The organism is Microbacterium profundi, from assembly GCF_000763375.1.
In the GTDB taxonomy this organism is placed as follows: Bacteria; Actinomycetota; Actinomycetes; order Actinomycetales; family Microbacteriaceae; genus Microbacterium; species Microbacterium profundi.
The window spans coordinates 385,165-408,568 of record NZ_JPSY01000003.1; the positions used below are offsets into that span (position 1 = coordinate 385,165).

Annotated in this window: 21 protein-coding genes and 1 tRNA gene; 11 read left to right on the forward strand and 11 right to left on the reverse strand. The window is 67.0% G+C overall.

The features are described 5' to 3' along the window. Positions 1-43 precede the first annotated feature (43 nt). Together JF52_RS0114585 and JF52_RS0114590 are read left to right on the forward strand one after the other, a co-directional pair. On the forward strand, positions 44-1,750 hold the full coding sequence (locus JF52_RS0114585; RefSeq protein ID WP_033107280.1) for an ABC transporter family substrate-binding protein: 1,707 nt from the start codon (positions 44-46) through the stop codon (positions 1,748-1,750). 80 nt (positions 1,751-1,830) lie between these two features. Beyond that, positions 1,831-2,565, forward strand: a complete 735-nt coding sequence (locus JF52_RS0114590) for an alpha/beta fold hydrolase (protein WP_033107281.1) — start codon at positions 1,831-1,833, stop codon at positions 2,563-2,565. On the opposite strand, the gene JF52_RS0114595 is transcribed toward JF52_RS0114590, so the two are convergent. Beyond that, positions 2,504-3,769, reverse strand: coding sequence for an MFS transporter (locus tag JF52_RS0114595; RefSeq protein ID WP_084595889.1), 1,266 nt, complete (start codon positions 3,767-3,769; stop codon positions 2,504-2,506). The genes JF52_RS0114590 and JF52_RS0114595 overlap by 62 nt on opposite strands. 8 nt (positions 3,770-3,777) lie before the next feature. Continuing rightward, complete coding sequence (locus JF52_RS0114600; RefSeq protein ID WP_033107282.1) at positions 3,778-4,875, reverse strand: glycoside hydrolase family 1 protein; 1,098 nt, start codon at positions 4,873-4,875, stop codon at positions 3,778-3,780. Positions 4,876-5,074: 199 nt separating this feature from the next. Here JF52_RS0114600 and rpsT point away from each other — a divergent pair, with 199 nt between their 5' ends. After that, a complete protein-coding gene (gene rpsT, locus JF52_RS0114605; protein ID WP_033107283.1) occupies positions 5,075-5,335 on the forward strand; it encodes a 30S ribosomal protein S20 in 261 nt (86 codons plus the stop codon). Positions 5,336-5,410: 75 nt separating this feature from the next. Here the strand turns inward: rpsT and holA are convergent, their stop codons facing one another. From holA to JF52_RS0114630, 5 genes are all read right to left on the reverse strand, one after another. Beyond that, entirely contained in the window at positions 5,411-6,463 is a 1,053-nt protein-coding gene (holA, locus tag JF52_RS0114610; protein ID WP_033107284.1) for a DNA polymerase III subunit delta, read from the reverse strand. Between the two features lie 10 nt (positions 6,464-6,473). Then, a complete protein-coding gene (locus JF52_RS0114615) occupies positions 6,474-8,855 on the reverse strand; it encodes a ComEC/Rec2 family competence protein (protein ID WP_234001795.1) in 2,382 nt (793 codons plus the stop codon). Between the two features lie 32 nt (positions 8,856-8,887). Then, positions 8,888-9,508, reverse strand: a complete 621-nt coding sequence (locus JF52_RS0114620) for a ComEA family DNA-binding protein (RefSeq protein ID WP_052167062.1) — start codon at positions 9,506-9,508, stop codon at positions 8,888-8,890. A gap of 241 nt (positions 9,509-9,749) precedes the next feature. Further along, the gene (gene leuS, locus JF52_RS0114625; protein ID WP_084595876.1) at positions 9,750-12,386 is read right to left on the reverse strand and encodes a leucine--tRNA ligase; all 2,637 of its coding nucleotides are present in this window, start codon (positions 12,384-12,386) and stop codon (positions 9,750-9,752) included. 40 nt (positions 12,387-12,426) lie between these two features. Further along, positions 12,427-13,857, reverse strand: coding sequence for an anthranilate synthase component I family protein (locus JF52_RS0114630; RefSeq protein ID WP_235272452.1), 1,431 nt, complete (start codon positions 13,855-13,857; stop codon positions 12,427-12,429). Between the two features lie 42 nt (positions 13,858-13,899). Between JF52_RS0114630 and JF52_RS0114635 the strand changes: the two genes are divergently transcribed. From JF52_RS0114635 to JF52_RS0114645, 3 genes are read left to right on the forward strand one after another with little or no spacing between them, the layout of a single operon-like run. Next, positions 13,900-14,583 (forward strand): DedA family protein, encoded by a 684-nt coding sequence (locus tag JF52_RS0114635; protein ID WP_033107378.1) that lies wholly within the window; start codon positions 13,900-13,902, stop codon positions 14,581-14,583. A 4-nt stretch (positions 14,584-14,587) separates the two neighbouring features. Continuing rightward, entirely contained in the window at positions 14,588-15,616 is a 1,029-nt protein-coding gene (locus JF52_RS0114640) for an App1 family protein (RefSeq protein ID WP_033107285.1), read from the forward strand. A 4-nt stretch (positions 15,617-15,620) separates the two neighbouring features. After that, entirely contained in the window at positions 15,621-16,514 is an 894-nt protein-coding gene (locus JF52_RS0114645) for a hypothetical protein (protein WP_052167064.1), read from the forward strand. Between the two features lie 132 nt (positions 16,515-16,646). Here the strand turns inward: JF52_RS0114645 and JF52_RS0114650 are convergent, their stop codons facing one another. Then, positions 16,647-17,303 (reverse strand): SDR family oxidoreductase, encoded by a 657-nt coding sequence (locus JF52_RS0114650; protein WP_033107286.1) that lies wholly within the window; start codon positions 17,301-17,303, stop codon positions 16,647-16,649. Positions 17,304-17,336: 33 nt separating this feature from the next. Further along, entirely contained in the window at positions 17,337-18,407 is a 1,071-nt protein-coding gene (locus JF52_RS0114655) for an NAD(P)-binding domain-containing protein (RefSeq protein WP_033107287.1), read from the reverse strand. A gap of 137 nt (positions 18,408-18,544) precedes the next feature. Here JF52_RS0114655 and JF52_RS0114660 point away from each other — a divergent pair. The 5 genes from JF52_RS0114660 (at position 18,545) to JF52_RS17870 (ending at position 21,947) form a co-directional block, all read left to right on the forward strand. After that, positions 18,545-18,617 (forward strand) — tRNA-Ala (locus tag JF52_RS0114660). Positions 18,618-18,778: 161 nt separating this feature from the next. After that, the gene (locus JF52_RS0114665; RefSeq protein ID WP_052167065.1) at positions 18,779-19,021 is read left to right on the forward strand and encodes a helix-turn-helix transcriptional regulator; all 243 of its coding nucleotides are present in this window, start codon (positions 18,779-18,781) and stop codon (positions 19,019-19,021) included. Then, on the forward strand, positions 19,021-20,412 hold the full coding sequence (locus JF52_RS0114670; RefSeq protein WP_033107288.1) for a tyrosine-type recombinase/integrase: 1,392 nt from the start codon (positions 19,021-19,023) through the stop codon (positions 20,410-20,412). Before JF52_RS0114665 ends, JF52_RS0114670 begins: the two co-directional genes overlap by 1 nt. Before the next feature lie 264 nt (positions 20,413-20,676). Beyond that, a complete protein-coding gene (locus JF52_RS0114675; RefSeq protein ID WP_160175070.1) occupies positions 20,677-20,994 on the forward strand; it encodes an ArsR/SmtB family transcription factor in 318 nt (105 codons plus the stop codon). Continuing rightward, positions 20,991-21,947 (forward strand): arsenate-mycothiol transferase ArsC, encoded by a 957-nt coding sequence (locus tag JF52_RS17870; protein ID WP_235272454.1) that lies wholly within the window; start codon positions 20,991-20,993, stop codon positions 21,945-21,947. Before JF52_RS0114675 ends, JF52_RS17870 begins: the two co-directional genes overlap by 4 nt. Here the strand turns inward: JF52_RS17870 and JF52_RS16625 are convergent. Together JF52_RS16625 and pstB are read right to left on the reverse strand one after the other, a co-directional pair. Next, positions 21,929-22,618, reverse strand: coding sequence for a winged helix-turn-helix domain-containing protein (locus tag JF52_RS16625; protein WP_052167066.1), 690 nt, complete (start codon positions 22,616-22,618; stop codon positions 21,929-21,931). The two genes, JF52_RS17870 and JF52_RS16625, sit on opposite strands and share 19 nt — an antisense overlap. Then, complete coding sequence (gene pstB, locus JF52_RS0114690; protein ID WP_200881034.1) at positions 22,615-23,385, reverse strand: phosphate ABC transporter ATP-binding protein PstB; 771 nt, start codon at positions 23,383-23,385, stop codon at positions 22,615-22,617. Before pstB ends, JF52_RS16625 begins: the two co-directional genes overlap by 4 nt. Positions 23,386-23,404: the final 19 nt, after the last annotated feature.

Genomic DNA, 23,404 nt, shown 5'->3' on the forward strand with positions numbered 1-23,404 from the left:
CTATTCTTCCCTGTATGACACGCCGAAAGGCGGAAGGAGAACCATGAAGCAGCACAAGCTGATGGGGGCGATCGCATTCAGCGGCGTCCTCGCACTTGCCCTCGCGGGCTGCGCGAGCGGCACCGGTGGCAACAGTGGCGACGGCGGCGGAGAGCCTGTCGAGACCAAGGCCTCGGATTACAACCCGCAGGAGCGCGACGCCCTTCAGACCGGCGGCGAAGCCCGTTTCCCGATCCAGGAGATCCCGGAGCAGCTGAACTCATTCAACGGTGATGGTTCAGCAGACACCGCTCGTATCGCAGCGTGGTACATGCCGCAGATCCTCCTCCAGAAGGACGACGGCACCCCGTACAAGAACGACGCGTACCTCGACGAGTGGAAGATCGACACGGTCGACGGCAACACCCAGATCACCTTCACCTTCACGGATGAGGCGCACTGGAACGACGGCACCGACATGGACTGGACCGCCATCGACGCGACGTGGAAGGCGAACAACGGCACCAACGAAGCGTTCAACCCGAACGCGACCGACGGCTACAAGGCCATCACCTCCGTCGAGCAGGGTGACACCGCGAAGACCGCGATCGTCAAGTTCGACGGCGAGTTCGCCTGGCCTGAGATGCCGTTCCTGACGGGCATCATCCACCCCGCGCTGGCCGACCCGACCACGTTCAACGAGGCCATGATCGGCAACCCGCGCGCCGAGTGGGGCGCAGGTCCGTACACGATCGACAAGTTCGACGCGAACGGCGGTTATGTCTCCTTCGTTCCGAACCCCGAGTGGTGGGGCGAGGAGCCGCTGCTCGACCAGGTCTCTTTCCAGGCCATGGACGACGCCGCCTCGATCAACGCCTTCAAGGCGGACGAGATCGACCAGGTCGGCGTCGGCACCAAGGACCGCATGGAACAGGTCAAGGACATGGATGACATCACCATCTACCGTTCTACGCAGACCGCGAGCACGCTGATCCAGGTCGATGCCACCAAGCCGCAGTTCGAGGACGTCAAGGTCCGCGAGGCGTTCTTCAAGGCGATCAACATCGACCAGCAGAAGCAGATCGCCTGGAACGGTCTGGACTACGAGGAGGAGCCGGCCGGCTCCCTCACGCTGTTCCCGTTCCAGCCGGGCTACAGCAACGCGCTCGACGAGGCGGGGTGGGAGTACAACCCCGACGACTCCAAGGCTCTCCTCGAAGAGGCGGGCTGGACCGAGGGCGAAGACGGGATCCGCGAGAAGGACGGCGAGAAGCTCTCGGTCATCTTCCCCGTGTGGAGCGACGACCCGACGCAGGAAGCGATCGCAAAGTCGCTCCAGGCGCAGATGAAGGAGGTCGGAATCGACTTCCAGATCGAGATCCGTCCTTCGACCGACTTCTCGAACGACTACACGTCGAAGAACTGGGACGTCTCCTCGCTCCGGTTCACCTCGTCCGACCCGTTCGGTGCCGCCTGGTTCTGCCAGCTGTACTGCACGGACATGGGTCTGAACCTCTCCGGCGTGCAGTCAGCCGAGATGGACCAGCGCATCAAGGATGAGGTCGAGTCCCTCCCGACTGCTGAAGAGCAGACCGCTGCCGCGATGAAGCTCGAGGCGGAGATCTTCCAGGACTGGGGCCTCATCCCGCTCTACAACGGTCCGTCGATCTCGGCTGTCAAGACCGGTCTCGCGAACCTCACCCCTGAGCCCTACGTGGGCCTGGACGGCTTCGGCGTCCAGCCGGTGGAGAACGTGGGCTGGGAGAAGTAACGCTTCGACAAGCTCAGCGAGCGAAATATCGAGCGGGGTCGGTGGTCATCCACCGGCCCCGCTTTTCCTATGCTGTAGCCATGAGCATCCAGGTCGTCTTCGTGCACGGCATCCGCACGTCCGCCACGATGTGGCGCGCGCAGCTCGCCCATCTCGCCGACCGCGGAATCGCAGCCACGGCGGTCGACCTGCCCGGGCACGGGACGCGCATGGCCGAGCCGTTCGTGCTGGGTTCGGCCATGGCGACGATCGACCGTGCGGTGCGGGATGCGGCGGCGCGAGGTACTGTCCTGCTCGTGGGCCACTCGATGGGTGGGTTGCTCTCGATCGCCTACGCCGGTGCCGAGGATCCGCCCCCGGTCGCCGGCTTCATCGGCGCTTCATGCACCGCACTCCCCCGTGGCGCCGGCCTCGCCGCCTACAGGTTCCTCGCACGCAGATTCAATTCCCTTCCGGACAAGGGTCTGTGGCTCACCACCCGCGTTCTCGCTGCGACGCTTCCCGACGAGACCAGGGCCGACTTCGCCGCCGGCGGCTACGCCTTCGACGCGCAGGACGTCGCACTGGCGAGCCTGGCCGCGCTCGACCTCGCCGCCGACGTGCACAGACTTCGCATGCCGCTGTGGTGGATCAACGGCCAATTCGACCAGCTGCGTCCTCAGGAGCTGCTGTTCCGGCGGCTCACACCGCACTCCGAGCTCATCGTCGTACCGCGCACCTCGCATCTCATCACCGCGATGCGACCTCGCGTGTTCAACGCGCTGCTGGATGTGGCTGTCGCGACGCTCGAGCAGGACGCACTGCAACCGTCATGACCGCGCCGATGACCGAGAGGATGCCGGCCACGAGGAAGAGCAGCCAGAATCCGCCGACGAGCGCCACGAGGCCGGCTCCGAGCAGCGGTCCGAGGAGCTGACCGAGGGTGGCGGACACGTTGACGATGCCGAGATCGCGCGCGTGGTCCTTGACCCGCGGCAGCAGATCCGTGGCGAGTGCAAGACTCACCGCCATATAAGCGCCGTATCCGACCCCCATGACTCCGGCCGCGATCGCGGTGCCGATGAACGTCGGCGAGATGAGGATCATGACGGCGGATAACGCCTGCACGAGCGCCGCGATGATCACGATCGGCTTGCGGCGCCCTGTGCGGTCGGAGAGCGAGCCTGCGGCGAGGGATGCCGCGACCACGAAGATCGTGTAGATCACGATCAGCACCAGCAGATCGTCTTCTGCCGTGGCGGCGGGCGAGCCGACGCCGTAGAGCAGGAAGAACAGCAGCAGCGCAGTTCCCAGCGCATTGCCGATGTTCACCGCGAGACGGCTGGCGAGCACCCACATGAAGTTCCGATCGCGCAGGATTCCCGTGCGCTCGCGCCAGTCCCGCCCTGGGACCGGATGCTGTGCGACCGGACGCTTCCCTCCGGCCGGCGGATCCGGGAGCAGTGCTGCGGTGCCGATCCCGATCACCAGGATGAAGATGGCGAGCACGACGTAGCTGGCGCCTATTCCGAGCCCGAGCAGCACGACCGCGCCGACTCCGACGACGATTCCGACCGCCTGTGCGGAGCTCACGAAGGCGGATGCCGTGCCCCGTTGCGCGAACACCTGATCGGCGATCATCGCGGTGAGCGCCGCAGAGACCACGGCGATGCCGACGGAGACGCCGATCCAGGCCGCTCCCACTGCCAGCGGCTCGGTCGCCGCCCCGGTGAGCAGGAGCGACACCGCTGTCAGTGACGAGCCGCCGACCGCCCAGGGGCGTCGGCGCCCCCACCGTGAACCCGTGCGATCCGAGAGCATGCCCGCGACGGGTCCGGCGATCACTCCGGCGATGCCGCCGACCGAGAGGATGAGCCCTGACCAGACGACGCCGGTGATCCAGTCGTTCTGACCGCCAGGCGTGTCCAGCTGCAGCGGAAGCAGAAGCTGCACCGGCGTGAGCTGCACGGTCCACACCGCCAGCCAGGCGAGCGCGAACAGCGAGAGCCATCCACCGCCCACGCGACCGTCACGCGGCATCAGCGCCTTCATGCTCGCGCCCGCGCGGACTTCGCCTCGGCGATCAGCGACCGGTACCACTCGTAGGACGCCTTGGGCGTGCGCTTCGACGTCTGCTGGTCCACATGCACGAGGCCGAAGCGCTGTGCGAAGCCGTCCGCCCATTCGAAGTTGTCGAGCAGGCTCCACACCGTGTACTCGTCGACGCGGACGCCCTGGGCGACAGCATCCGCCACCGCGCCGATATGAGACGCGAGATAGTCGATCCGCCGATCGTCGGCGAGGGTACCACTGACCTCGTCGGGCTCGGGGAAGGACGCGCCGTTCTCACCGATGATGATCGGAGGCAGACGGTCGCCGTAACGTTGTGCGGCGTCTGTCAGGAAAGTGGTGAGCGCGTGCGGCTGGATCCCCCACAGCTCCCCGAATCCGGTATGCGCGACACCGGGCGTCGGCACCTGCACGAACGGCACCGGTGCGCCCTCCGGGGCTGCCGCGATCGTCGTCGGGTTGTAGAAGTTGATGCCGTAGAACTCGGATGCTGTCGAGATCAGCTCCATGTCGCCGTCGTGCACCGGCATCTCGACACCGAGAGCGGCGAGGTCGGGATAGGCGCCGGTCAGCACCGGGTCGGCGAACAGACGGTTGTGAATCAGGTCGTACACGTGGGCGGCGCTCTGGTCGGCTTCGGAGCCCGTCGCGGGTTGCACCCACCCGCCACTGAGTTCGAGGACCGCCGGCAGATCCCAGTGATACAGCGTGGGGAACGGCTCGATCCCTGCATCGAGAAGCCCGTCGACCAGGCGGTCGTAGTAGGCGAGGCCGGCGGGCTGGGCGGGTCCGCGTCCATCCGGCTGCACACGCACCCACGAGATCGAGAAGCGATAGCTGTCGACGCCGAGGCCCTGCAGCAGCGCGATGTCCTCGTTGCTGCGGCGGTAGCTGTCCGGGCCGGGTTCTGCCGTCGAGCCGTCCTTCACGAGACCGTCGGTGTCGACGAAGTCGTCCCAGATGGACGGTCCGCGTCCGTCGGCACGGCGCGCACCCTCGACCTGGAAGGCCGCCGTCGCCGCAGACCATCGCAGACCGGCAGGCACGGGGAAGGTTCGGGCAGTCGCATCCGTCATGGATGACTCCTTCGGGTCGATAGCGCTCAGCTTGCCGCATGCACGGGGCTCTGCGACAGTGGCGCGCGATGGATTCCCGCCAGACCTGGTAGAGTTGGTTCTTGGCTTGCGTGTGGGTTCTTCCCTCACGATCGCCCGACAGCAGCCCTCTTCCTGCTCACGGCACATCCCATCCATCCCTGAACGAAAGTTTCCACGCGTGGCAAACATCAAGTCGCAGATCAAGCGCAACAAGACCAACGAGAAGGCTACGGCGCGCAACAAGGCCGTCAAGAGCGAACTCAAGACCCTCGTCCGCGGTACCCGCGAGGCCATCGCCAAGGGCGACAAGGCTGCTGCTGAGGCAGCGCTGAAGGTCGCGTCGAAGAAGCTCGACAAGGCCGTCAGCAAGGGCGTGCTGCACGAGAACCAGGCTGCGAACCGCAAGTCGTCGATCGCCAAGCAGGTCGCGGCTCTCTGAGCTGAGACTTCTGAAAGAACCCGTCCCGCTGGGGCGGGTTCTTTCGTTTGCGGAGACGTTGTGCCGGCGTGTGCGCTACTCACCGAACGGAGCGCGAGTGGCGATGACCGTCACCATGCGCTCCAGCGCGAAGATCGGATCGCGCGCAGCGCCCTTGACCTCGGCATCCGCGCGCGCGGTCGCCTGGATGGCGAGGCCCAGTGAGCGCTCGTTCCACCCGTTGAGATCGCGCTTGGCCCGATCGACCTGCCAGTCCTTCATGCCCAGACGCTGGGCGAGACTGCGGCTCGGCTCGCGCTGACCGGCCACTCGTGCCATGGTCCGCAGCTTCATGGCGAACGCGGCGACCATGGGAACAGGGTCGGCTCCGGAGTCGAGCGCGTGCCGCAGCGCCACGAGTGCCTCACCGTAGCGGCCGGATATCGCCGTGTCAGCGACGACGAACGCCGACACCTCGACCCGCCCGCCGTAGTACTTGGTCACGGTCTCTTCGGCGATGTCGCCCTCGACGTCGCGGATCAGCTGCTGGCACGCCGCCGCGAGTTCGGTCAGGTCGTCGGCGAACGCCGACACGAGTGCTCTGAGCGCTGCGGGGGCGATGCGCTTCTTCGCCGCCGCGAACTCTCCCGCCGCGAAATCGACGCGATCCCCGTCGCGTTTCACCGCGAGGCAGGGGATCTCGATCCCACCGCCTGTACCTGCGCGCAGCGCGTCGAGCAGCTTCTTGCCCCGCACGCTCGCACCCGTGTGGCGCAGCAGCACGGTCGCGCCTTCCTGCGGGTTGTTCAGATACGACACTGCCTCCTGCAGGAAGGCATCCGAGCACTTCTCGACGCCGGACACGCGCACGAGCCGCGGCTCGCCGAACAGCGAGGGCGAGGTGAGCGACAGGAGCGTGCCAGGGGCGTAGTCGTCGGCACGCACATCACTGATCTCGAGCGCGGGGTCTTCGGCGCGCAGATAATCGCGGATGCCGGCGATCGCGCGCTCCGCGCAGACCTCTTCCGGCCCGAAGACGAGCACGAGCGGTGCCGGCCGCGGGTCGCGCCATGACACCTGCGGGATCTTGGTCGCCTTGGTGCCCGTACGAGCAGTGCCGCCACGGGCTGAGGAACGGGGAGCGGCCATGAGTTCGATCCTACTGGGGGTCGTCGACATCGCCGGGCTCCTCGCCGGGCTCCTCGACGGTCTCGTCGGCACCGGCGGCTTCGTCCGCACGCTCAGTCCACAGCACGAGCTCGCCCGCGTCCATACCGATCAGGATCCTGCCCTGCTGGTCGGTGCGAAGCGCGACCGCACCGGCAGCTTCCAACAGCGCCAGCGTCTCCGCTCGAGGATGACCGTAGTCGTTGTCCACCCCAACGCTGAAGATCGCGGCAGCGGGCCGCAGGAGGTCGTACATCCCGGTGTCCTGATCGGCGCTGCCGTGATGCGCGACCTTCACCACCGCGTACGTGCCGCGCAGCTGGTCGCGCAGCATCCGCTGAGGCGTGGCGGAGAGGTCGCCGAGGAAGAGCGAGCGCGGCACGTCTCCGCCATCGAACTCGAGTACGACACTGGCATCGTTGCCCGCCGGGAATGCGGCCGAGTCCTTCCTCGGCCAGAGCACCTTCCACGATGCCTCACCCAGCGTGCCGTGCATGCCCGTCGACGCGTCGATGAGCGCTGCTCCGCCGTCTTCGAACTCGCTCAGCAGGCGGGAGTCCTCCGGCGAGCCGACCGGACCGTGCAGCACCGTGCCCACGCGCCCGACCATCGACGCCGCGGCGCCCACATGATCCGCATCGAAATGGGTGAGCACGAGCAGGTCGATCCTGCCGATTCCGAGCGCGCTGAGACACGTCGACAGCGGTTCGGCCTCCATCCCCGTGTCGATCAGCGCCACGCGCTGTTGCGATCTCACCACCAGCGCATCTCCCTGGCCGACATCACAGGCTGCGATCGACCAGGCCTCGGGCACCGTCGTTCCCACGAGCGGCCCGGCGAGCAGCATCCGCGCGCCGAGCAGCGCGACCGCGACGACGAGCACGACGACCGAGACTCCGCGCACGCCTCGTCTTGCGGCGATTCCGTCGACGCTGAGGAGCACGCCGATCGAGGCGCTCACCACCGCCACCAGCAATGCCGCCGCGATACCGGGGATCACGGCCAGCTGCGCACCGGGCAGGCCCGCCGACACCGTCGCTGTCGCGGAGATCCATGCCGCGGGCAGCCACGCGCATGCGGCGAGCAGATCCGCCAGCGGCGGGATCGGCGCGGCGAGGCACGCGAGCAGACCGATCACCGTCGCGATGGGCGCCGCTGGGCCGGCGATCATGTTCGCCACGATCGCGACGATCGACTGCTGCTCCGAGAACAGAGCGATGATCGGTCCGCACACGAGCTGAGCGGCGAGTGGAATCGCGATCGCCAACGCGAGTGGGTGCGGCATCCACCTGGCGAGGCCGCGCGCGAGCGGCGGTGCGAGCACGATGAGTGCTGCCGTCGCGGCCGCAGACAGAGCGAACCCCGGCGTCGCGGACAGCCACGGGTCGGCGATGAGGATGCCGGCCACCGCGAGGCACAGCACGCCCACCCCTGCGCTTGGTCGACCGCAGAGCACCGTCAGCATGGCGATGGCAGCCATCACCGCTGCCCTGATCACGCTGGGCTCCGGCGTGACGAGCACGACGAACGCCGCGAGGGCGGTGAGGGCGATGACGACCCTGAGCGTTCGACCACCGCCGCAGAGTGCGACGAGCCAGAACACCGCGCCGACCACGATCGCGCAGTTCGCCCCGCTGACCGCGGTGAGGTGGCTCAGACCCGAGGCGAGCATCGCGTCGTCGAGCTCCTGCGTCACTGCGCGGGTGTCGCCGACCGCGAGTCCAGGCAGCAGCCCTGCGCCCGGCTCCGGCAATCGGACGGCACGCTCGACGAAGTCCTCCCGCACCTGCGCCGCGACGGCGAAGACTCCCTGCGCCGGGGTGACGATCTCCACCTCGGTTGCGAACATCACGAGCGCAGCGCGCTCGCCCGGATCCGTCACCATGACCTGACCGGTGACTCTGATGACACTGCCGAGGTCCAGTCCTGGAACCCGTTCCACGCCGATGCGGATCGGCACGGTCAGCGGTTCTGGCCTGCTCGGAATCCCGGCATGGCTCGTCTGCGCGTCGAACCACAGCCGTCCGTCGCTTCCCGCCGCGGACGACGACGAGATCTCCGCGTACACGTCGATCACGCGGCCATCCAGCTCCGCTGCCGCCGTGCGTTGCGGCATCGCGAAGCCCGCTGTCATCGCCGCTGCTGCTGCCGCAAGAACCACGATCGCGAACAGACCCCCGCGCGCCCTCGCCGCATCGAACGATCGCAAGTCATCGTCCGTCCGCCGCCGCGCATCCGCACGAAGATGCGCGTGCACCAGTGCCCCCAATGCCGCTGCCCCGAGCAGCCCGCCTCCGACCGCGCCCCACCACGCGGCGCCCGGCAGGAATGCGCACAGCAACGAGATGGCCCACACACCGCCGGCGACGGGCACGAGCCGAAGATCCCGCACACGGCCCCCGGCGCTCACACCCTCACCAGTTCCGCCAACCCGGCGAGCATCTTCTCGCCGATGCCAGGCACGGCGAGAAGGTCGTCGACCGATTGGAAGCGGCCATTCGCGTCGCGCCATTCGATGATGCGCTGCGCCAATGCCGGTCCGATCCGCGGGAGGGTCTCGAGTGCCGCCTGATCGGCGTTGTTCAAGTCGATCAGCCCGTCGCCCTGGGGCGTCGTCGCGCCGCCCTCCACCGACGCGCCGACCACGGGCACGATCAGCTGCTCGCCGTCGCTGAGCGGCCGCGCGAGGTTGACGGACTGCAGATCGGCATCGTCGAGGGTCCCCCCTGCCGCTGCGAGGGCGTCGACGACGCGTGCATCCAGATCCAGCATGTAGAGCCCAGGGCGCTCGACCTGGCCGAGCACGTGCACATACAGTTCGCCGTCGACCGCGACGTCGTCGGATGTCTCCGCCAGCGGCACGGTCTGCACCGGCTGCGCCTGGCCGCGCATGATGCCGAGCCCGACCGCCGCCGACAGCACGACGAGGCCGAGAACGACGGCTGCGCCGATGCTCAGTCGTAGCCTTGAGCGCGCCGCGGGGTCGGGCGCCTTCGAGGAAACAGGCTCCGTTTCAGTCGCTGGCACCCGCCCACGCTAGGCGGGCGGATGCAGGTCCGGATGCCGGAAACCCCCGGGTTCGGGGAGAACCCGGCGGTGCCGATGCTTGTGCAGGACAGGTCAGTGCGGCTTCGGCTCTCTACGCTCGCTCAGGCCGTTTCGTCTCCTCGCTGCGCTCGTCGCTCAACGACCCGCGGCACCCCCACGCGGTTCGTCGAGCAAGGCAGCCGCAGTCGACCGAGACGAAACCGCATCGCCGCGATGACCCTCAGCCCTTGACGGCGAAGCTGACGATCTTCGGGGCACGCACGATGACACGCACGATCTCCTTGTCGCCGAGTGCGCGGATGACGCGCTCGTCGGCACGCGCGAGCGCCTCAAGGTCAGCCTCGCTGATGCGGGCCGGCACCTCGAGCTGCGCGCGCACCTTGCCGCCGATCTGGACCACTGCCGTGACGGAGTCCTCGACCAGCAGCGCTGGGTCGGCCTGACGCCAGGTGACCAGGCCCACAGAGGGCACGTGTCCGAGGATCTCCCACATCTCCTCCGCGGTGTGCGGGGCGATGAGGTCGAGCATCACGGCGATCGTCTCGGTGGCCTCGCGCACGGCGGGGTCCGCAGCACCGCTACCTGTGTCGATCGTCTTGCGGGTGAGGTTCACGAGTTCCATCAGACGCGCGACGAGCACGTTGAACTTGGTGTGCTCGATCAGCGAAGGAGCGTCGGCGAGCAGGCGGTGCGTACCGCGACGCAACGCCGCATCCCCGCCCTTGAACAGCACATCGACGGGGCTCGCCACGTCGTGGCTCAGGCGCAGCGCACGCGCGAGGAACTTCTGCGCGCCCGTCATCGAGACGTCGGCCCAGTCCTTGTCGTCCTCCACGGGGCCGGCGAATGCGAGGCCCACGCGCAGCGCGTCGGCGCCGAACTTGTCGAGCTCCTCCTGGAAGAGCACGAGGTTGCCCTTGCTCTTCGACATCTTCGCGCCGTCGAGGATGACCATGCCCTGGTTGATCAGGCTGCTGAACGGCTCGGTGAAGTCGATCAGGCCGATGTCGAAGAGCACCTTGGTGATGAAGCGTGCGTACAGCAGGTGCAGGATCGCGTGCTCGACGCCGCCGATGTACGAGTCGACCGGCGCCCAGCGGGCGGCTTCCTTCGGGTCGAACGCGAACTGATCGCTGTTCGGCGCGAGGAAGCGCAGGAAGTACCAGGAGCTGTCCACGAACGTGTCCATGGTGTCCGGGTCGCGCAGCACGGGGTCCCCGCTCGCCGGGTCGACCGTGCGCACCCACGACTCGGCGGCGCCCAATGGTGACGCACCCTTCGGGGACAGGTCGAGGCCCTCCACGCTGGGCAGCTTCACCGGCAGCTGGTCTTCGGGGACGGGGATGATGCGGCCGTCCTCGGCGTGCAGCATCGGGATCGGCGTGCCCCAGAACCGCTGACGAGAGATCAGCCAATCGCGCAGGCGATAGTTCTTCGCCGCTCGACCGGTGCCGTTCGCTGTGAGCTGCTCGATCGCACGGGCGACGGCGTTGCGCTTGGACAGACCGTTCAGATCTCCCGAGTTGATCATCCGCCCCTCGCCGGAGAGGGCGACACCGGTGACCGACGGATGCTGGTCGTCCAGGCTGGGCTTGTCATCGAGAGCGGGCAGCGTGTCGATCGGCACGCCGTCCTCGTCGACCTCGATCACGGGCATGGCGCCGGTGATCGGCGCCGTCGTGTCCACGACGACCTTGACCGGCAGATCGAAGGCGCGCGCGAAGTCGAGGTCGCGCTGATCGTGGGCCGGAACGGCCATCACCGCACCGTGACCGTAGTCGGCCAGCACGTAGTCGGCAGCCCAGATCGGCAGTTTCTCGCCGTTGACGGGGTTGATCGCGTAGCGCTCCAGGAACACGCCGGTCTTCGGCCGGTCGGTGGCCTGCCGATCGATGTCCGTCGTCTTCTGCACCTTCGCCAGATACTCCGCGAAGCGTTCGCGCACCTCGGCCGGAGCATCCGCCACCAGCTCGGAGGCGAGCTCGGCATCCGGTGCCACCACGAAGAACGTCGCACCGTGCAGAGTGTCGGGACGCGTGGAGAACACCGTCACCGGCTCCTCACGACCCTCGATCACGAAGTCGACGTCGGCGCCGATGGATCGGCCGATCCAGTTGCGCTGCATCTGCAGCACCTTGTGCGGCCACGAGCCCTCGAGCTGGTTCAGATCATCCAGCAGACGATCCGCGTAGTCGGTGATCTTGAAGTACCACTGCGTCAGCTTCTTCTTGATGACCTCGGCGCCGCAGCGCTCACAGCGTCCGTCGACGACCTGCTCGTTCGCGAGCACGGTCTGGTCGTTCGGGCACCAGTTGACGGGGCTCTTCTTGCGGTACGCCAGCCCGCGCTCGTGCAGCTTCAGGAACAGCCACTGGTTCCAGTGGTAGTACTCCGGGTCGGAGGTGTGCAGCTCGCGTGTCCAGTCGAACGAGACGCCGTACGCCTTGAAACCCTCCTTCTGCTGAGCGATGTTCTGGTACGTCCACTCCCGAGGGTCTGCCCCGCGACGGATGGCCGCGTTCTCGGCCGGCAGGCCGAACGAGTCCCAGCCGATCGGGTTCAGCACGTTGTGCCCGCGGTGCCGCCAGAAGCGCGCGACGATGTCGGAGTAGAGGTAGTTCTCAGCGTGCCCCATGTGCAGGTCGCCCGACGGATACGGGAACATCGCCAGCACGTACTTGCGCGGCCGACTGTCCTCCGCGCCTCCTGCGAGGAACGTCTCGTCATCCGCCCAGTACTTCTGCCACTTGGCTTGGATGGCGTGCGCCGACGACGACTCGTCGACGGGCTCGGTGGAGGACGACAGATATTCAGACAACGAACGGCCAATCTCAGGGAGCGGACTGCACAGATTCATTCGAACTGCAGAAGTCAGGAACTTCCAGGATATCGGATCCCTACCGGCGCCAGGCGTCCGGAAGATCCGCGCGCAGAGCAGCCAGCGGCGCCCTCGCCTTGGTCGCCACCTCCTCGACCTCGGCCGCTGCCACCGACCCCCAGGTGATCCCGCCTCCGGCACCGATCACGGCGTGTTCGCCGTCGATCAGGATGCTGCGGATCACCATCGCCAGATCCAGCGCACCGTCCACTCCGACGTAGCCGAAGCAGCCGCTGTACACGCCGCGGGGTGCGCCCTCCAGCTCGTGCAGCAGTGTCATCGCCGAGAGCTTCGGAGCGCCGGTCATACTGCCGGCGGGGAAGGCAGCGTCCCACAGTCGCCGTGCAGTGAGGCCGGAGGCCGCCTGTCCGCTCACCGTGCTGACGAGCTGGTGCACGGCGGGGTACGACTCGATCTCCCACAACCCGTCGACGCGGATGCTGCCGGGCACGCACACACGCGAGAGGTCGTTGCGCATGAGGTCGACGATCATGACGTTCTCGGCGCGTTCCTTGTCGCTGGCCAGCAGCTCTGCGGCGAGAGCGGCATCGGATGCCGGATCATCACCGCGCGGTCGTGTGCCCTTGATGGGCCGGGTGCGGATCAGACCGCCCGACGCGTGCAGGAACGTCTCTGGGCTCGCACTCAACAGAGCCCTGCCGCCGATCCGCACGAACCCGCCATGGTGTGCGGGTGTCGCGGAGCGCAGCCGCAGGTACGTCTCGACATCGTCGTGCGGGCCGTCGACCAGGAACCGGGTGGTGAGGCACAGCTGATACGCGTCGCCGGCGCGGATGGCGGCGCGGCAGCGCTGGATGAGGGCGGTGTATTCGTCGGGCGTGTGGCTGGCGGATGCTGCGCGGTCGGGGAGCGCTTCGACTCGCTGCGCTCGCTCAACGCGTTTCGTCTCGCTCCGCTCGCTCAACGACCCGACGGGGGCGCTCCGCTCGCTCAACGACCCGACGGGGGCGCTTCGCTCGCTCAACGACCCGACGGGGGCGCTCCGCTCGCTCAACGACCCGACGGGGGCGCTCCGCTCGCTCAACGACCCGAGGGGGTCCACCAAGCTGTCCCCCAACTCCCAGACCGCGCCGGTCGCGTGGTCGACGGCCACGGCCGAGGTCACGCGGAGCCAGGCCGGCCCGCCTTCCGAGTGCGCAGCGGGCGCCCCGGCAGCGAAGGCACCCGACTCGTAGTCCAGCCATCCGACCCAGCCGCCTCTGAAGGGAGGCTCGTCCGAGACGGCACCGGCGACGCAGTCAAGCCGCACATCCCCGGGCCCACGAGCGTCGCGCTCGCCCACCCCGAGCATGCTCCAGCCCTGTGCAGCCGCGGCTCCGGCATCCAACCAGAACACGTCCTCGTATCCGGCCGCGAGCGTCCGGAACAGCGCCTCGGCATCCACGGATGCGGCCGTGCGGCGAAGCTCGAGCGGAGGGTGGCGCGTCACCCTCACAGCGTACGGCTCGCCGGAACACGTATTCTCATGTGCGTGGACGACATCCTGCTGTGGATCCTCGACGCCGTGCAGGCGGTGGACCCGGTCGTCCGCACGCTCATCGCCGGTCTCGCTGTCTTGCTGGAGACCAGCATCCTGATCGGACTCATCGTGCCCGGCGACACGATCGTCATCATCGCCTCCATGGGAGTGGAGGGCCTGCCCGAGACGATCGCCATGGTGATCGCCGTCGTGGTCGGCGCACTGATCGGCGAGAGCATCGGGTTCTGCCTGGGCCGCTGGCTCGGTCCGCGCATCCGCCGATCCTGGATCGGCCGGCGGATCGGCGAGGCGCACTGGGAACGCGCAGAGCGGTATCTGCAGCGCCGTGGCGGAGTCGCGATCTTCCTCTCCCGGTTCCTGCCGGTGCTGCACTCGCTCGTGCCCCTCACCGTCGGCATGAGCGCCTACTCGTACCGACGCTTCCTGGCGTGGACCGCACCCGCCTGCCTCATCTGGGCGACCGCATACGTGAGTGTGACGTCGCTCGCCGCCGGCGGCTTCCGCGAACTCGTCGACAGGGTGCACTTCGCCGGATACGTGTTCGTCGGCATCATCGTCGTGTTCCTGCTTCTGATCTTCATCGGCAAGAAGCTGCTCACGCGCGGGGAGAACCGTCACATGCGGGCCGCCGTCGACGACGTAGATGAGGACGCCGCTTCGGGCATGAAAGACTGAGGTGATGTCCGAAGACAGCGCCCACAACGCCAGGATCCACTGGTTCGCACGTTTGGAGCACCGCCTCCATGTCTGGCGTGAGAGCCGAGCGCGCCGCCGTGGACGCACCGCGACCGTGCTGCCCTTCGCCGGATACGGCGGCACCGGCTGGGTTCGCGTGGTCGGCAGGGTGCTGATCGTGCCGCCGCAACGCCGCACGGAGAGCGGCGAATACGCCAGTGTGCGCGGTTGGCGCAGCTTCGTCGGCATCCCCGTCAGCTTCGCGAGCGTGCGGATCACGATCGCCGGTCGCGTGCACGAGGTCGTCGCAGATCTCGGCGGCGTGGTCGATACCGTCATCAACGCCGAGCTCCCCGCCGGGTGGCAGAAGTTCACGATGTCGGTGGAGGGTCAGGCGCCGGTTGAGGCCACCGCCTTCATCGTCGGCGACGACGTCGACTTCGGCGTGCTGTCCGACATCGACGACACGGTGATGGTGACCGCCCTCCCGCGCCCGTTCATCGCCGCGTGGAACTCCTTCGTCGTCGACGAGCACGCGCGCCTCCCTGTTCCAGGCATGGCGGTGCTGCTCGAGCAGCTGATGCGGCAGCATCCAGGCGCACCGATGATCTACCTGTCCACCGGTGCGTGGAACGTGGCGCCCACGCTCAGTCGTTTCATGAGTCGGCATCTGTTCCCGACGGGATCCATGCTCCTCACCGACTGGGGACCCACGCACGACCGCTGGTTCCGCAGCGGGCGCGAGCACAAGCTCACGAACCTGCGCCGCCTCGCGGCCGAGTTCCCGCATGTGCGGTGGCTGTTGATCGGCGATGACGGGCAGCACGACGAATCCATCTACACCGAGTTCATGCAGAAGCACCCCGATTCCGTCGCCGGGGTCGCGATCCGCCAGCTCTCCCCCGCAGAGGCGATCCTCGCCGGTGGGCGCTCCGAATCCGACGACCACTCCGACGACGCCGCACCGTGGGTTGCGGCATCCGACGGCGCTGGGCTCCGCGAGCGCCTCACCGACGTGGGCATCCTGCACTGACGATATGGATTCTCCCGTCCTTGATCGCGCGACGTGGTCCGATCGCGAACGTGCCCACCACGAACGCGCGGATACGCTGACCGCCGCGCACCGTGAGCGCGCGGCACGGGGCGAGAAGCATCCGATCTGGGACTTCCTGTTCACCTACTACTCGTACTCGCCGTCACAGCTGCGTCGTTGGCATCCCGGTGCCGGAGTGCAGCTCGAGGACGCAGCGAACAGGGTCCAGTGGCGCTGGTACTCCCCCGGCTCGGCACCAGGATCCGTGGCGCCGGACGCCGCCGCCTTCGCGCGCGAGAAGGCCGCACTCGCAGATCTCATCGAGCGGATGCTGCGCCGCACCGCCGCCCGCCCAGGTCAGTTCGGCTGCTTCGGCCTGCACGAATGGGCCATGGTCTATCGCGACTCCGAGCACCGCCACACCGCGCCGCTGCGGCTCGGGCAGGACGCCACAGACGCCGTCGTGGAGGCGCACGACCTGCGCTGCACGCACTTCGACGCGTTCCGCTTCTTCACGCCGGACGCCGTACCGCGCAACCGCCACCCGCTGAGCCGCGAGGACCAACCGTCGCTCGAGCAGCCCGGATGCCTTCATGCCGGCATGGACCTGTACAAGTGGGCGATGAAGCTCGGCCCGCTCGTGCCGGGCGACATTCTGCTCGACACGTTCGAGCTGGCCCGCGACATCCGCCTGCTCGATATGGAGGCAGCACCCTACGACCTGTCCGCGTGGGGCGTCGTACCCGTCCCGATCGAGCGGGCCGACGGCAAGGCCGAGTACGTGCGTCGCCAGCGCGAGTTCGCTGAACGAGGCAATGGACTGCGCCGGTTGCTGCTGACGGCGTGGCTCGGTGCGGGTCAGGGAACCCGTCCTGGCTCCGACGCCCGACATTCTTGAATGTCTGCGCGATGCAGGCTTCCACTGGGCGTCGATCGCCATCTGCTTCGCCCCGTTCGGCAGCATCGCGCTGCTGATCATGTGCGCGCAGCCGTCGAAGCATCCTGATCACACGCCGTCAGCGCGCGGAGGTCAGCGCGCCAAGGCCGTCTCGATGGGCTCCGAGGTCTCTGCGTTCCCGTTCCCGAAGCGGATGGTCCGGCCGATCGTCAGCGGCTCGTCGAGCGTCGCCACGATCACAGCCGCGACGTCTGCGCGCGACACCGCTCCACGATCCTCCGGGTCCAGCTCGATGCGGCCGGTCGGCTCGTCGAGTGTGAGAGTGCCAGGGCCGAGGATCGTGCCATCGAGCTGACTGCCGCGCAGATGCTCGTCTGCAGCCCACTTCGCATCGGCGTACGCGAAGAACGAGTCATTCCTCGGCACGCCGTGGTCGGCCTTCGATCCGAGCCACGACACCATGACGTAGCGGCGCACACCTGCGAGCGGGGCCGCGTACATCGTGCGGATCGCCGCATCGCGGTCCACAACGTAGGTGCGCTCAGGATCCCCGCCGCCCGCCCCGGCCGACCACACGATGGCGTCGTGCCCACGGACGATCTCGGCGAGCGATGCGGCATCCATCGTCTCGACGTCGCTGACCAGCGCAGTCGCGCCTGCGGCCTCGACATCCGCACTGTGCTGCGGGTTGCGGATGACGGCGGTCACCTCGTCGCCGTTCGCGACGAGCAGCGGCGCGAGGAGAAGAGCGATGCGGCCGTGGCCGCCGAAGACGATGATGCGGGACATGGGGATCTCCTGTCTGACGACTCGGACTCCAGGCTAATCGCTCAGTCGTCCAACCGCAGTCGCGGACAGCGCACGTTGCACACCTTTCGCGGCGCTGCGACCGGCGCGATTCGCTCCGATCGTGCTCGCCGAGGGACCGTAGCCGACGAGCTGGACGCGCGGATCCTTGACCGCCGTCGTTCCCCGACCGTTGCGGTCGAGCTGGATGCCGCCGGCGGCGCTGCGCAGGTGCAGCGGTGCGAGGTGCGCGATCGCCGGACGGAATCCGGTCGCCCAAAGGATCACGTCGACGGGTTCGAACGAGCCGTCCGCCCAGCGCACGCCGTCGGGCTCGATGCGCTGGAACATCGGTCGCCGACCAGCGTATGCGCCGAGTCGCTCGGCCTCGCGCTCCTGCCGCCGCAGCATGAGCCCCGTGACGCCGACCACACTCTGCGGCGGCAGACCCTGGGCGACGCGCTGCTCGACGAGCGCCACAGCAGCAGCCCCCGCCTCTGGTGTGAAGTCGTCGTCGCGCCAGACCGGCTCACGGCGCGTGACCCAGAGCGTCTCGGTGATCGGCGCGAGGGCACCGAGGAACTGCACGGCAGATGCGCCGCCGCCGACGACCAGCACCCGCTTGCCGCGGAAGTGCTCGGGCCCCGGGTAGTCGACGGTGTGCAGCTGCTCTCCGATGAAGGTCTCCATCCCCGGATAGTGCGGCAGGAACGGCTGCGTCCAGGTTCCGGTGGCGTTGACGACGGTGCGAGTGCGCCATTCGCGCTCGCCCGCGTGGACCACCAGCATCCCGTCGTCGTCGCTGACCGAGTCGACGTGGACGGGGCGGATGACGGGGAGATCGTGCGTGCGCTCGTAGTCTGCGAAGGATGCCGGAACCACGGCGTTCGCGCGCTTCGTGTCGCGAGCCGGGGATGTGGATCCCGGCAGCTCCGCGACACCGTGCACGTCGTTCATCGTCAGTGCATCCCAGCGATGCTGCCATGCACCACCCGGTGCCGTGTTCGCATCGAGTACCACGTGATCGATGCCGAGGCGCTTCAGATGGAAGGACGTGGAGAGACCGGCCTGCCCCGCACCGATCACGATGCTCTCCAAGATCTGCATATCCATGACAACGCATGCATCGACGGGAGTGTTCCCGTCGAACCCGATCGCGACGCGAATGCGCCGCTCGATTGGCGGTCGCCGCTTCGCGTGTTGTATTCTTTTCAAGTTGCCCCGCTCACCCGGGGCGAGAAGATGGGCCTGTGGCGCAGCTGGTAGCGCACCTGCATGGCATGCAGGGGGTCAGGGGTTCGAGTCCCCTCAGGTCCACGTGAAAACCCTTGGGTAACCAGGGGTTTTTCGTGTTTCATCAACCAGTAGACAAGGCCGGAATCGGGGCCGACACCCTTTTTCCACCCTTTTTCAACACCACTCGTTCACCGGGAACGGTCGCCGATCACCAACAACCGAAGACCGGGTATGTGGTGGCCATGACTACTGAAACAGCCCACAGGACGCCTCCAATCGAAGACCAGATCGGGGGACGGCACGTATCCGATCTGCCCGACCTGCTCACGATCGACGAGCTGAGCAACTACCTGCAGGTGCCCAAGCAGACGATCTACTACTGGCAGAAGATCGGCTCCGGACCCAAGCCCTTCAAACTCGGAAAGCACCTGCGATGGAACAAGCGGGCCCTGCTCGACTGGCTCCATCAGCGCGAGGTCGCCTGATGCCACGCGTCTCGCTGAACCCCGGCGAACGCGGCGACTTCCAGGTTCGCGCGCTCGATGACGCACGTATCCGCGTCCGTCAGGAGTACTGCCGCTTCGATGGCGTGCGCAAGCGGACCGAAACCCGCGCAGGATCTGAAGCCGCCGGCAAGCGTGAGCTGAACACTCGCTTCCCTCGCCTGTTCCAGAAGACCTCCCCAGAGGACGATGCTCAAGACGGCACAGAGGACGTCGCGTTCTCATCGGTGGTCGCGGAATGGCTCCAGCACTCAGAGCTGCTCCTCACGCAGGAGGAGATCTCACGAGGATGGTTCACAGAGGGGAAGCGGATCGCTCACAACATCCTGGTCCCGAAGTTCGGGACCACGCCAGTGACAGAAATCACTCCACGGGTCATCGCAGATGCCTACACGGGATGGGCGCAGCAGTGGGCACCGCAGGCGCGGAACGCGAAGGTCATCCTCAACAGCATCATGCAGTACGCCGTCGCACCACTGGGGATCATCGATAAGAACCCGGCCCGCGAGGTGCCCGTGATTCGAAGGAAGAAAAGGAAGGAAATCTTCGCACCCGGCATCAGTGAACTCATCGAACTGCGCGCAGCAGTCGCCGCCTACATGGCCGATCCGGACCGGCCGGGCCCTGCCCTGTCGCCACTTCTCCTGGATACAACCGACCTGATCCTGCTAACTGGACTTCGAATCGGTGAAGTGCTCGGCCTGCGCTGGGATCACGACATCTTCTTGCCGGGCGACATGCCCCATATCGTTGTCAACGGCGCCGTCAAGGAGAAGGGCGGTCCGAAGATCTTTGAAGCCATGCCGAAGTCCGAAAGTGGTCTCCGGGTTATCGCCTTGCCGGAGGTCGCTGTCGAGATCCTTCGCCGACGCGAGTCCGGGCGGAACGGCAAGACCTGCGAGCAGGGGTTCGAGTACGCGTTCTCTACGCGCAGCGGGCGCCCGAATGGACCGCAGGACGTCCACCGTCAGTTACGGAACGTCCGGGCGGCGGCTGGACTTCCCGCGAACTATGTCCCCCACGCGCTCCGTCGGACGGTCGGCACCGAGATCGCCGACTTCTACAACTTGAACGCCGCTGCTCAATTCCTCGGTCACGCTCATGCTCGTGTCACGGAAAAGCACTATGCGAAGCGGAGCCACGAGACACCGGACGTCCGCTCCCTCCTCACCGCCACCCATGACCTGGTGACGGGGCGAGGTGTCACCGATATGACGGTGGACGCCCTCGATCAACCTGCGGCGCTTGACGGCATCCCGGTGACTTCAGCCGACACCGTTCTCGCCGCACTGGACGGAGCATCCGTCGAGGAGAAAATGGCAGCGATCAATGCGCTCATGGCGTCCATGTTCGGCCAGACGGCGTCGTTATGAAATCCCCGGCACACTCCGCTCAGATTCGGTAGTCGTCGTGGAGGACCACGCGGACGAGTACGATCATGCCGCGCGCACCGTCCAGCAATGCAGGCGCCGCGCTGACGCGGTTCTGTATGACCTCGGACGCATCTATGAAGTATCGCCCGAGCCGTACCGGTGCGTCTTCGACCCGCTGCTGCTTTCGCGTCTTTGAGGCACGCAGACGAGCAAGGCTCAGCTCCTTACTGATGCTTTCGATCTGCTGGCCGTAGACTCAGTATGATGTCGTCGCTTCCGAAGTCGCAGTCCCAGATCGGCGGTGCCCTGGATCGTGATGCCGCCGAAGAGTTGGCGCGTACGCTTCGTGCGGTGGCGGACCCGACCCGGCTTCAGATCCTGAGCATCATCCTGGGTTCCGTTGATGAGCGTGCCACCGTGGGCCAGCTCGCTGATGTGCTGGGATTGAGGCAGCCGACCGTGACGCATCACGTTCGAATCCTGCTCGATGACGGATTCCTCATGCGGCAGCAGTCTGGAAAGCTGGGCTGGCTGTCCGTGAACCCGGGCCGGCGTAGCGCGGTCGAGGACTTCCTGCGGTGAGCGACGGCGCGCCGCATCGCATCGGCAAGCCGCTCGACGAGCGGGCTGCGCGCGATCGCGCGGCGCAAGTATCAGTGCTCGGCAATCCGGACATCCTTCGCGTGCTCAGCGCCCTGGCGTCCGACATCCCCGTCGCTTCAATCCCAGCGGAACTCTCCTTGAGCTCGGCAGTCATCGACGAAGCACTGCGTTCGCTCTTGATAACGGGCCTGGTCCGCGACGACGAGGGTCGCGTGACGCCGACTGTTGATGCGTGGGTGCGGTTCGGACGATTGCTGTCGAGTGAGTCGCTGCAGACGGTGCCGGCTGCCCCTGCGGTCGCAGATCTCCCGCAGGGAGTGATGACGATCGTCGCGGATCTGGCGTATCGGTTCAGCTCTACGTTTAGCCCCGAGACGGTGGCGAGCTATGTCGCGCAAAGCTACCTGTTGTTGAGTCAGCGGGCACGCGTTCGCGAGCACCTTCTGACGATGACTGAGCGTTATGCCGCTGACCGGCTGGAGGCTCTCGCCACAGCGCAGGGGTTGCTGCTCCGGGATACACCGGAGGTACTGTTCGTCTGCGTGCAGAATGCCGGCCGCTCGCAGATGGCCGGAGCCTTCCTGCGCCACCTCTCCGGCGGGAAGGTGCACGTTCGGACTGCCGGTTCATCACCGGCCGAGGCCGCGCATCCTCGCGTAGCTGCGGCGTTGTTGGAAGCGGGCGTAGAGCTGTGGGGTGAGTTCCCGAAGCCGCTGACCGATGACGTCGTGCGAGCCGCCGACTATGTCATCACGATGGGGTGCGGCGACGCATGTCCGGTGTTTCCGGGGCGTCGGTACATGGAGTGGGATCTTCCGGATCCGCTTGAGCTTGATGACGCTGGTCTCCGGGATGTGCGTGACGACATTCGCTCCCGCGTTCTGGACCTGTTGGCTGAGCTCGGAGTTGATCCTCAGGACACGAGCCGGTAGCCTGCCACCCGCACGGTCTCGATGAGTGCTTGTGCGGGGGCGAACGCCGCCAGCCGTGCACGCAGTTTCGTCATCGCGACCCGTACCGAGGCATGGGGGTCTTCCAGGTCGGAGCCGAAGGCGAGGGCGAGGGTGTCGATGCTCACACTCTCCGGGTATGCACGAATGATCTGGTGCAGGAGCTCGAACTCCCGCGCGGGCAGGAGCAGCGCCTGGTCTCGCCATCGAAGGCTGCGGTGTGGGATGTCGAGAGTCAACTCGCCGATGGTGAGGATCCGTTCGATCGGGCCGGTCCGCGGGTGCAGCCGCGCGACGTCACGCAGTCGCTGTGGAGTCATCGGCAGCCGCACAGTGCCGCGCACTCCCGCTTTCATCGCGCCGGCTATCGTCGCCGTCGCAGTGGTGTCGAAGACACCGAGGAAGATGGAGCCGCTGCACACAGGCTGGGTGATCTGGAGGATGGCGCTGAGCTGCTCGAAGGCTTCGCCGCCGGCGAGGATGAGCGAGGCGTCGTCATCGTGAGCGAGATCGGCGAGGGCGCCGACGATCTCTGGGTGGATTGTGATCGGCACTCCCGCGTGCCGGAATTCGGCGAAGCTGCCCCGGAGGATATCGGTGCTGTTGCCGTGTACGACGAAGCGGGCGTTGCCGGTCCGGGGGATGTCGCTCATCCGAACCGTCCACTGATGTAGTCCTCGGTGCGCTGATCCTGAGGCTGCTCGAAGATGTTCTTGGTGAGGTCGTATTCGACCAGCACCCCGGTGCGGTCGCCGGTGGTGTCATCGGCGAGGGCCGTGAAGAACGCAGTCCTGTCGGCCACGCGCGCCGCTTGCTGCATGTTGTGGGTGACGATGATGATCGTGTAGTCCTGGCGCAGGTCGTACATCAGATCTTCGATGCGGGATGTGGCGATGGGGTCGAGCGCGGAGCAGGGCTCGTCCATGAGGATCACGTCGGGGCGTACGGCGATGGTCCGGGCAATGCACAGTCGCTGCTGCTGACCTCCGGAGAGACCGAAGGCCGATTGCTTGAGTTTGTCCTTGACCTCTCCCCAGAGGGCCGAACGTGTCAGCGCTTCCTCGACGAGGTCGTCCATGTTGTCGACCTTCATCCCCGTGACTCTCGGCCCGTAGGCGATGTTGTCGTAGATCGACTTCGGGAACGGGTTCGGCTTCTGGAAGACCATGCCGATCCGGCGGCGAACTTCGATCGGATCGACACCCTTTGCGTAGATGTTCTCCTCCTGGAAGAGGACGTTGCCCTCGACGTGGGCAGCGTCGATGAGGTCGTTCATGCGATTCAGGGAGCGCAGGAGGGTGGATTTGCCGCATCCGGAGGGACCGATGAGAGCGGTGATCTCGTTGCGGCCGAATTCGAGGTTCACGCCGGTGACGGCACGGAAGTCGCCGTAGTAGACGTTGACGTCCTCGCAGCGAATGAGTCCGCTGGGGGTTTCG

Excerpts from the sequence above, each read along its gene's own strand:
- JF52_RS0114670 (WP_033107288.1), top strand. The coding sequence starts at position 19,021 with ATGCCACGCGTCTCGCTGAACCCCGGCGAACGCGGCGACTTCCAGGTT.
- JF52_RS0114600 (WP_033107282.1), bottom strand. The coding sequence starts at position 4,875 with ATGACGGATGCGACTGCCCGAACCTTCCCCGTGCCTGCCGGTCTGCGA.
- JF52_RS0114650 (WP_033107286.1), bottom strand. The coding sequence starts at position 17,303 with ATGTCCCGCATCATCGTCTTCGGCGGCCACGGCCGCATCGCTCTTCTC.
- JF52_RS0114675 (WP_160175070.1), top strand. The coding sequence starts at position 20,677 with ATGTCGTCGCTTCCGAAGTCGCAGTCCCAGATCGGCGGTGCCCTGGAT.
- JF52_RS16625 (WP_052167066.1), bottom strand. The coding sequence starts at position 22,618 with ATGAGCGACATCCCCCGGACCGGCAACGCCCGCTTCGTCGTACACGGC.
- JF52_RS0114595 (WP_084595889.1), bottom strand. The coding sequence starts at position 3,769 with ATGCCGCGTGACGGTCGCGTGGGCGGTGGATGGCTCTCGCTGTTCGCG.
- holA (WP_033107284.1), bottom strand. The coding sequence starts at position 6,463 with ATGGCCGCTCCCCGTTCCTCAGCCCGTGGCGGCACTGCTCGTACGGGC.
- JF52_RS0114585 (WP_033107280.1), top strand. The coding sequence starts at position 44 with ATGAAGCAGCACAAGCTGATGGGGGCGATCGCATTCAGCGGCGTCCTC.
- JF52_RS0114645 (WP_052167064.1), top strand. The coding sequence starts at position 15,621 with ATGGATTCTCCCGTCCTTGATCGCGCGACGTGGTCCGATCGCGAACGT.
- JF52_RS0114590 (WP_033107281.1), top strand. The coding sequence starts at position 1,831 with ATGAGCATCCAGGTCGTCTTCGTGCACGGCATCCGCACGTCCGCCACG.
- leuS (WP_084595876.1), bottom strand. The coding sequence starts at position 12,386 with ATGAATCTGTGCAGTCCGCTCCCTGAGATTGGCCGTTCGTTGTCTGAA.
- JF52_RS0114665 (WP_052167065.1), top strand. The coding sequence starts at position 18,779 with ATGACTACTGAAACAGCCCACAGGACGCCTCCAATCGAAGACCAGATC.
- JF52_RS0114655 (WP_033107287.1), bottom strand. The coding sequence starts at position 18,407 with ATGCAGATCTTGGAGAGCATCGTGATCGGTGCGGGGCAGGCCGGTCTC.
- JF52_RS0114640 (WP_033107285.1), top strand. The coding sequence starts at position 14,588 with ATGTCCGAAGACAGCGCCCACAACGCCAGGATCCACTGGTTCGCACGT.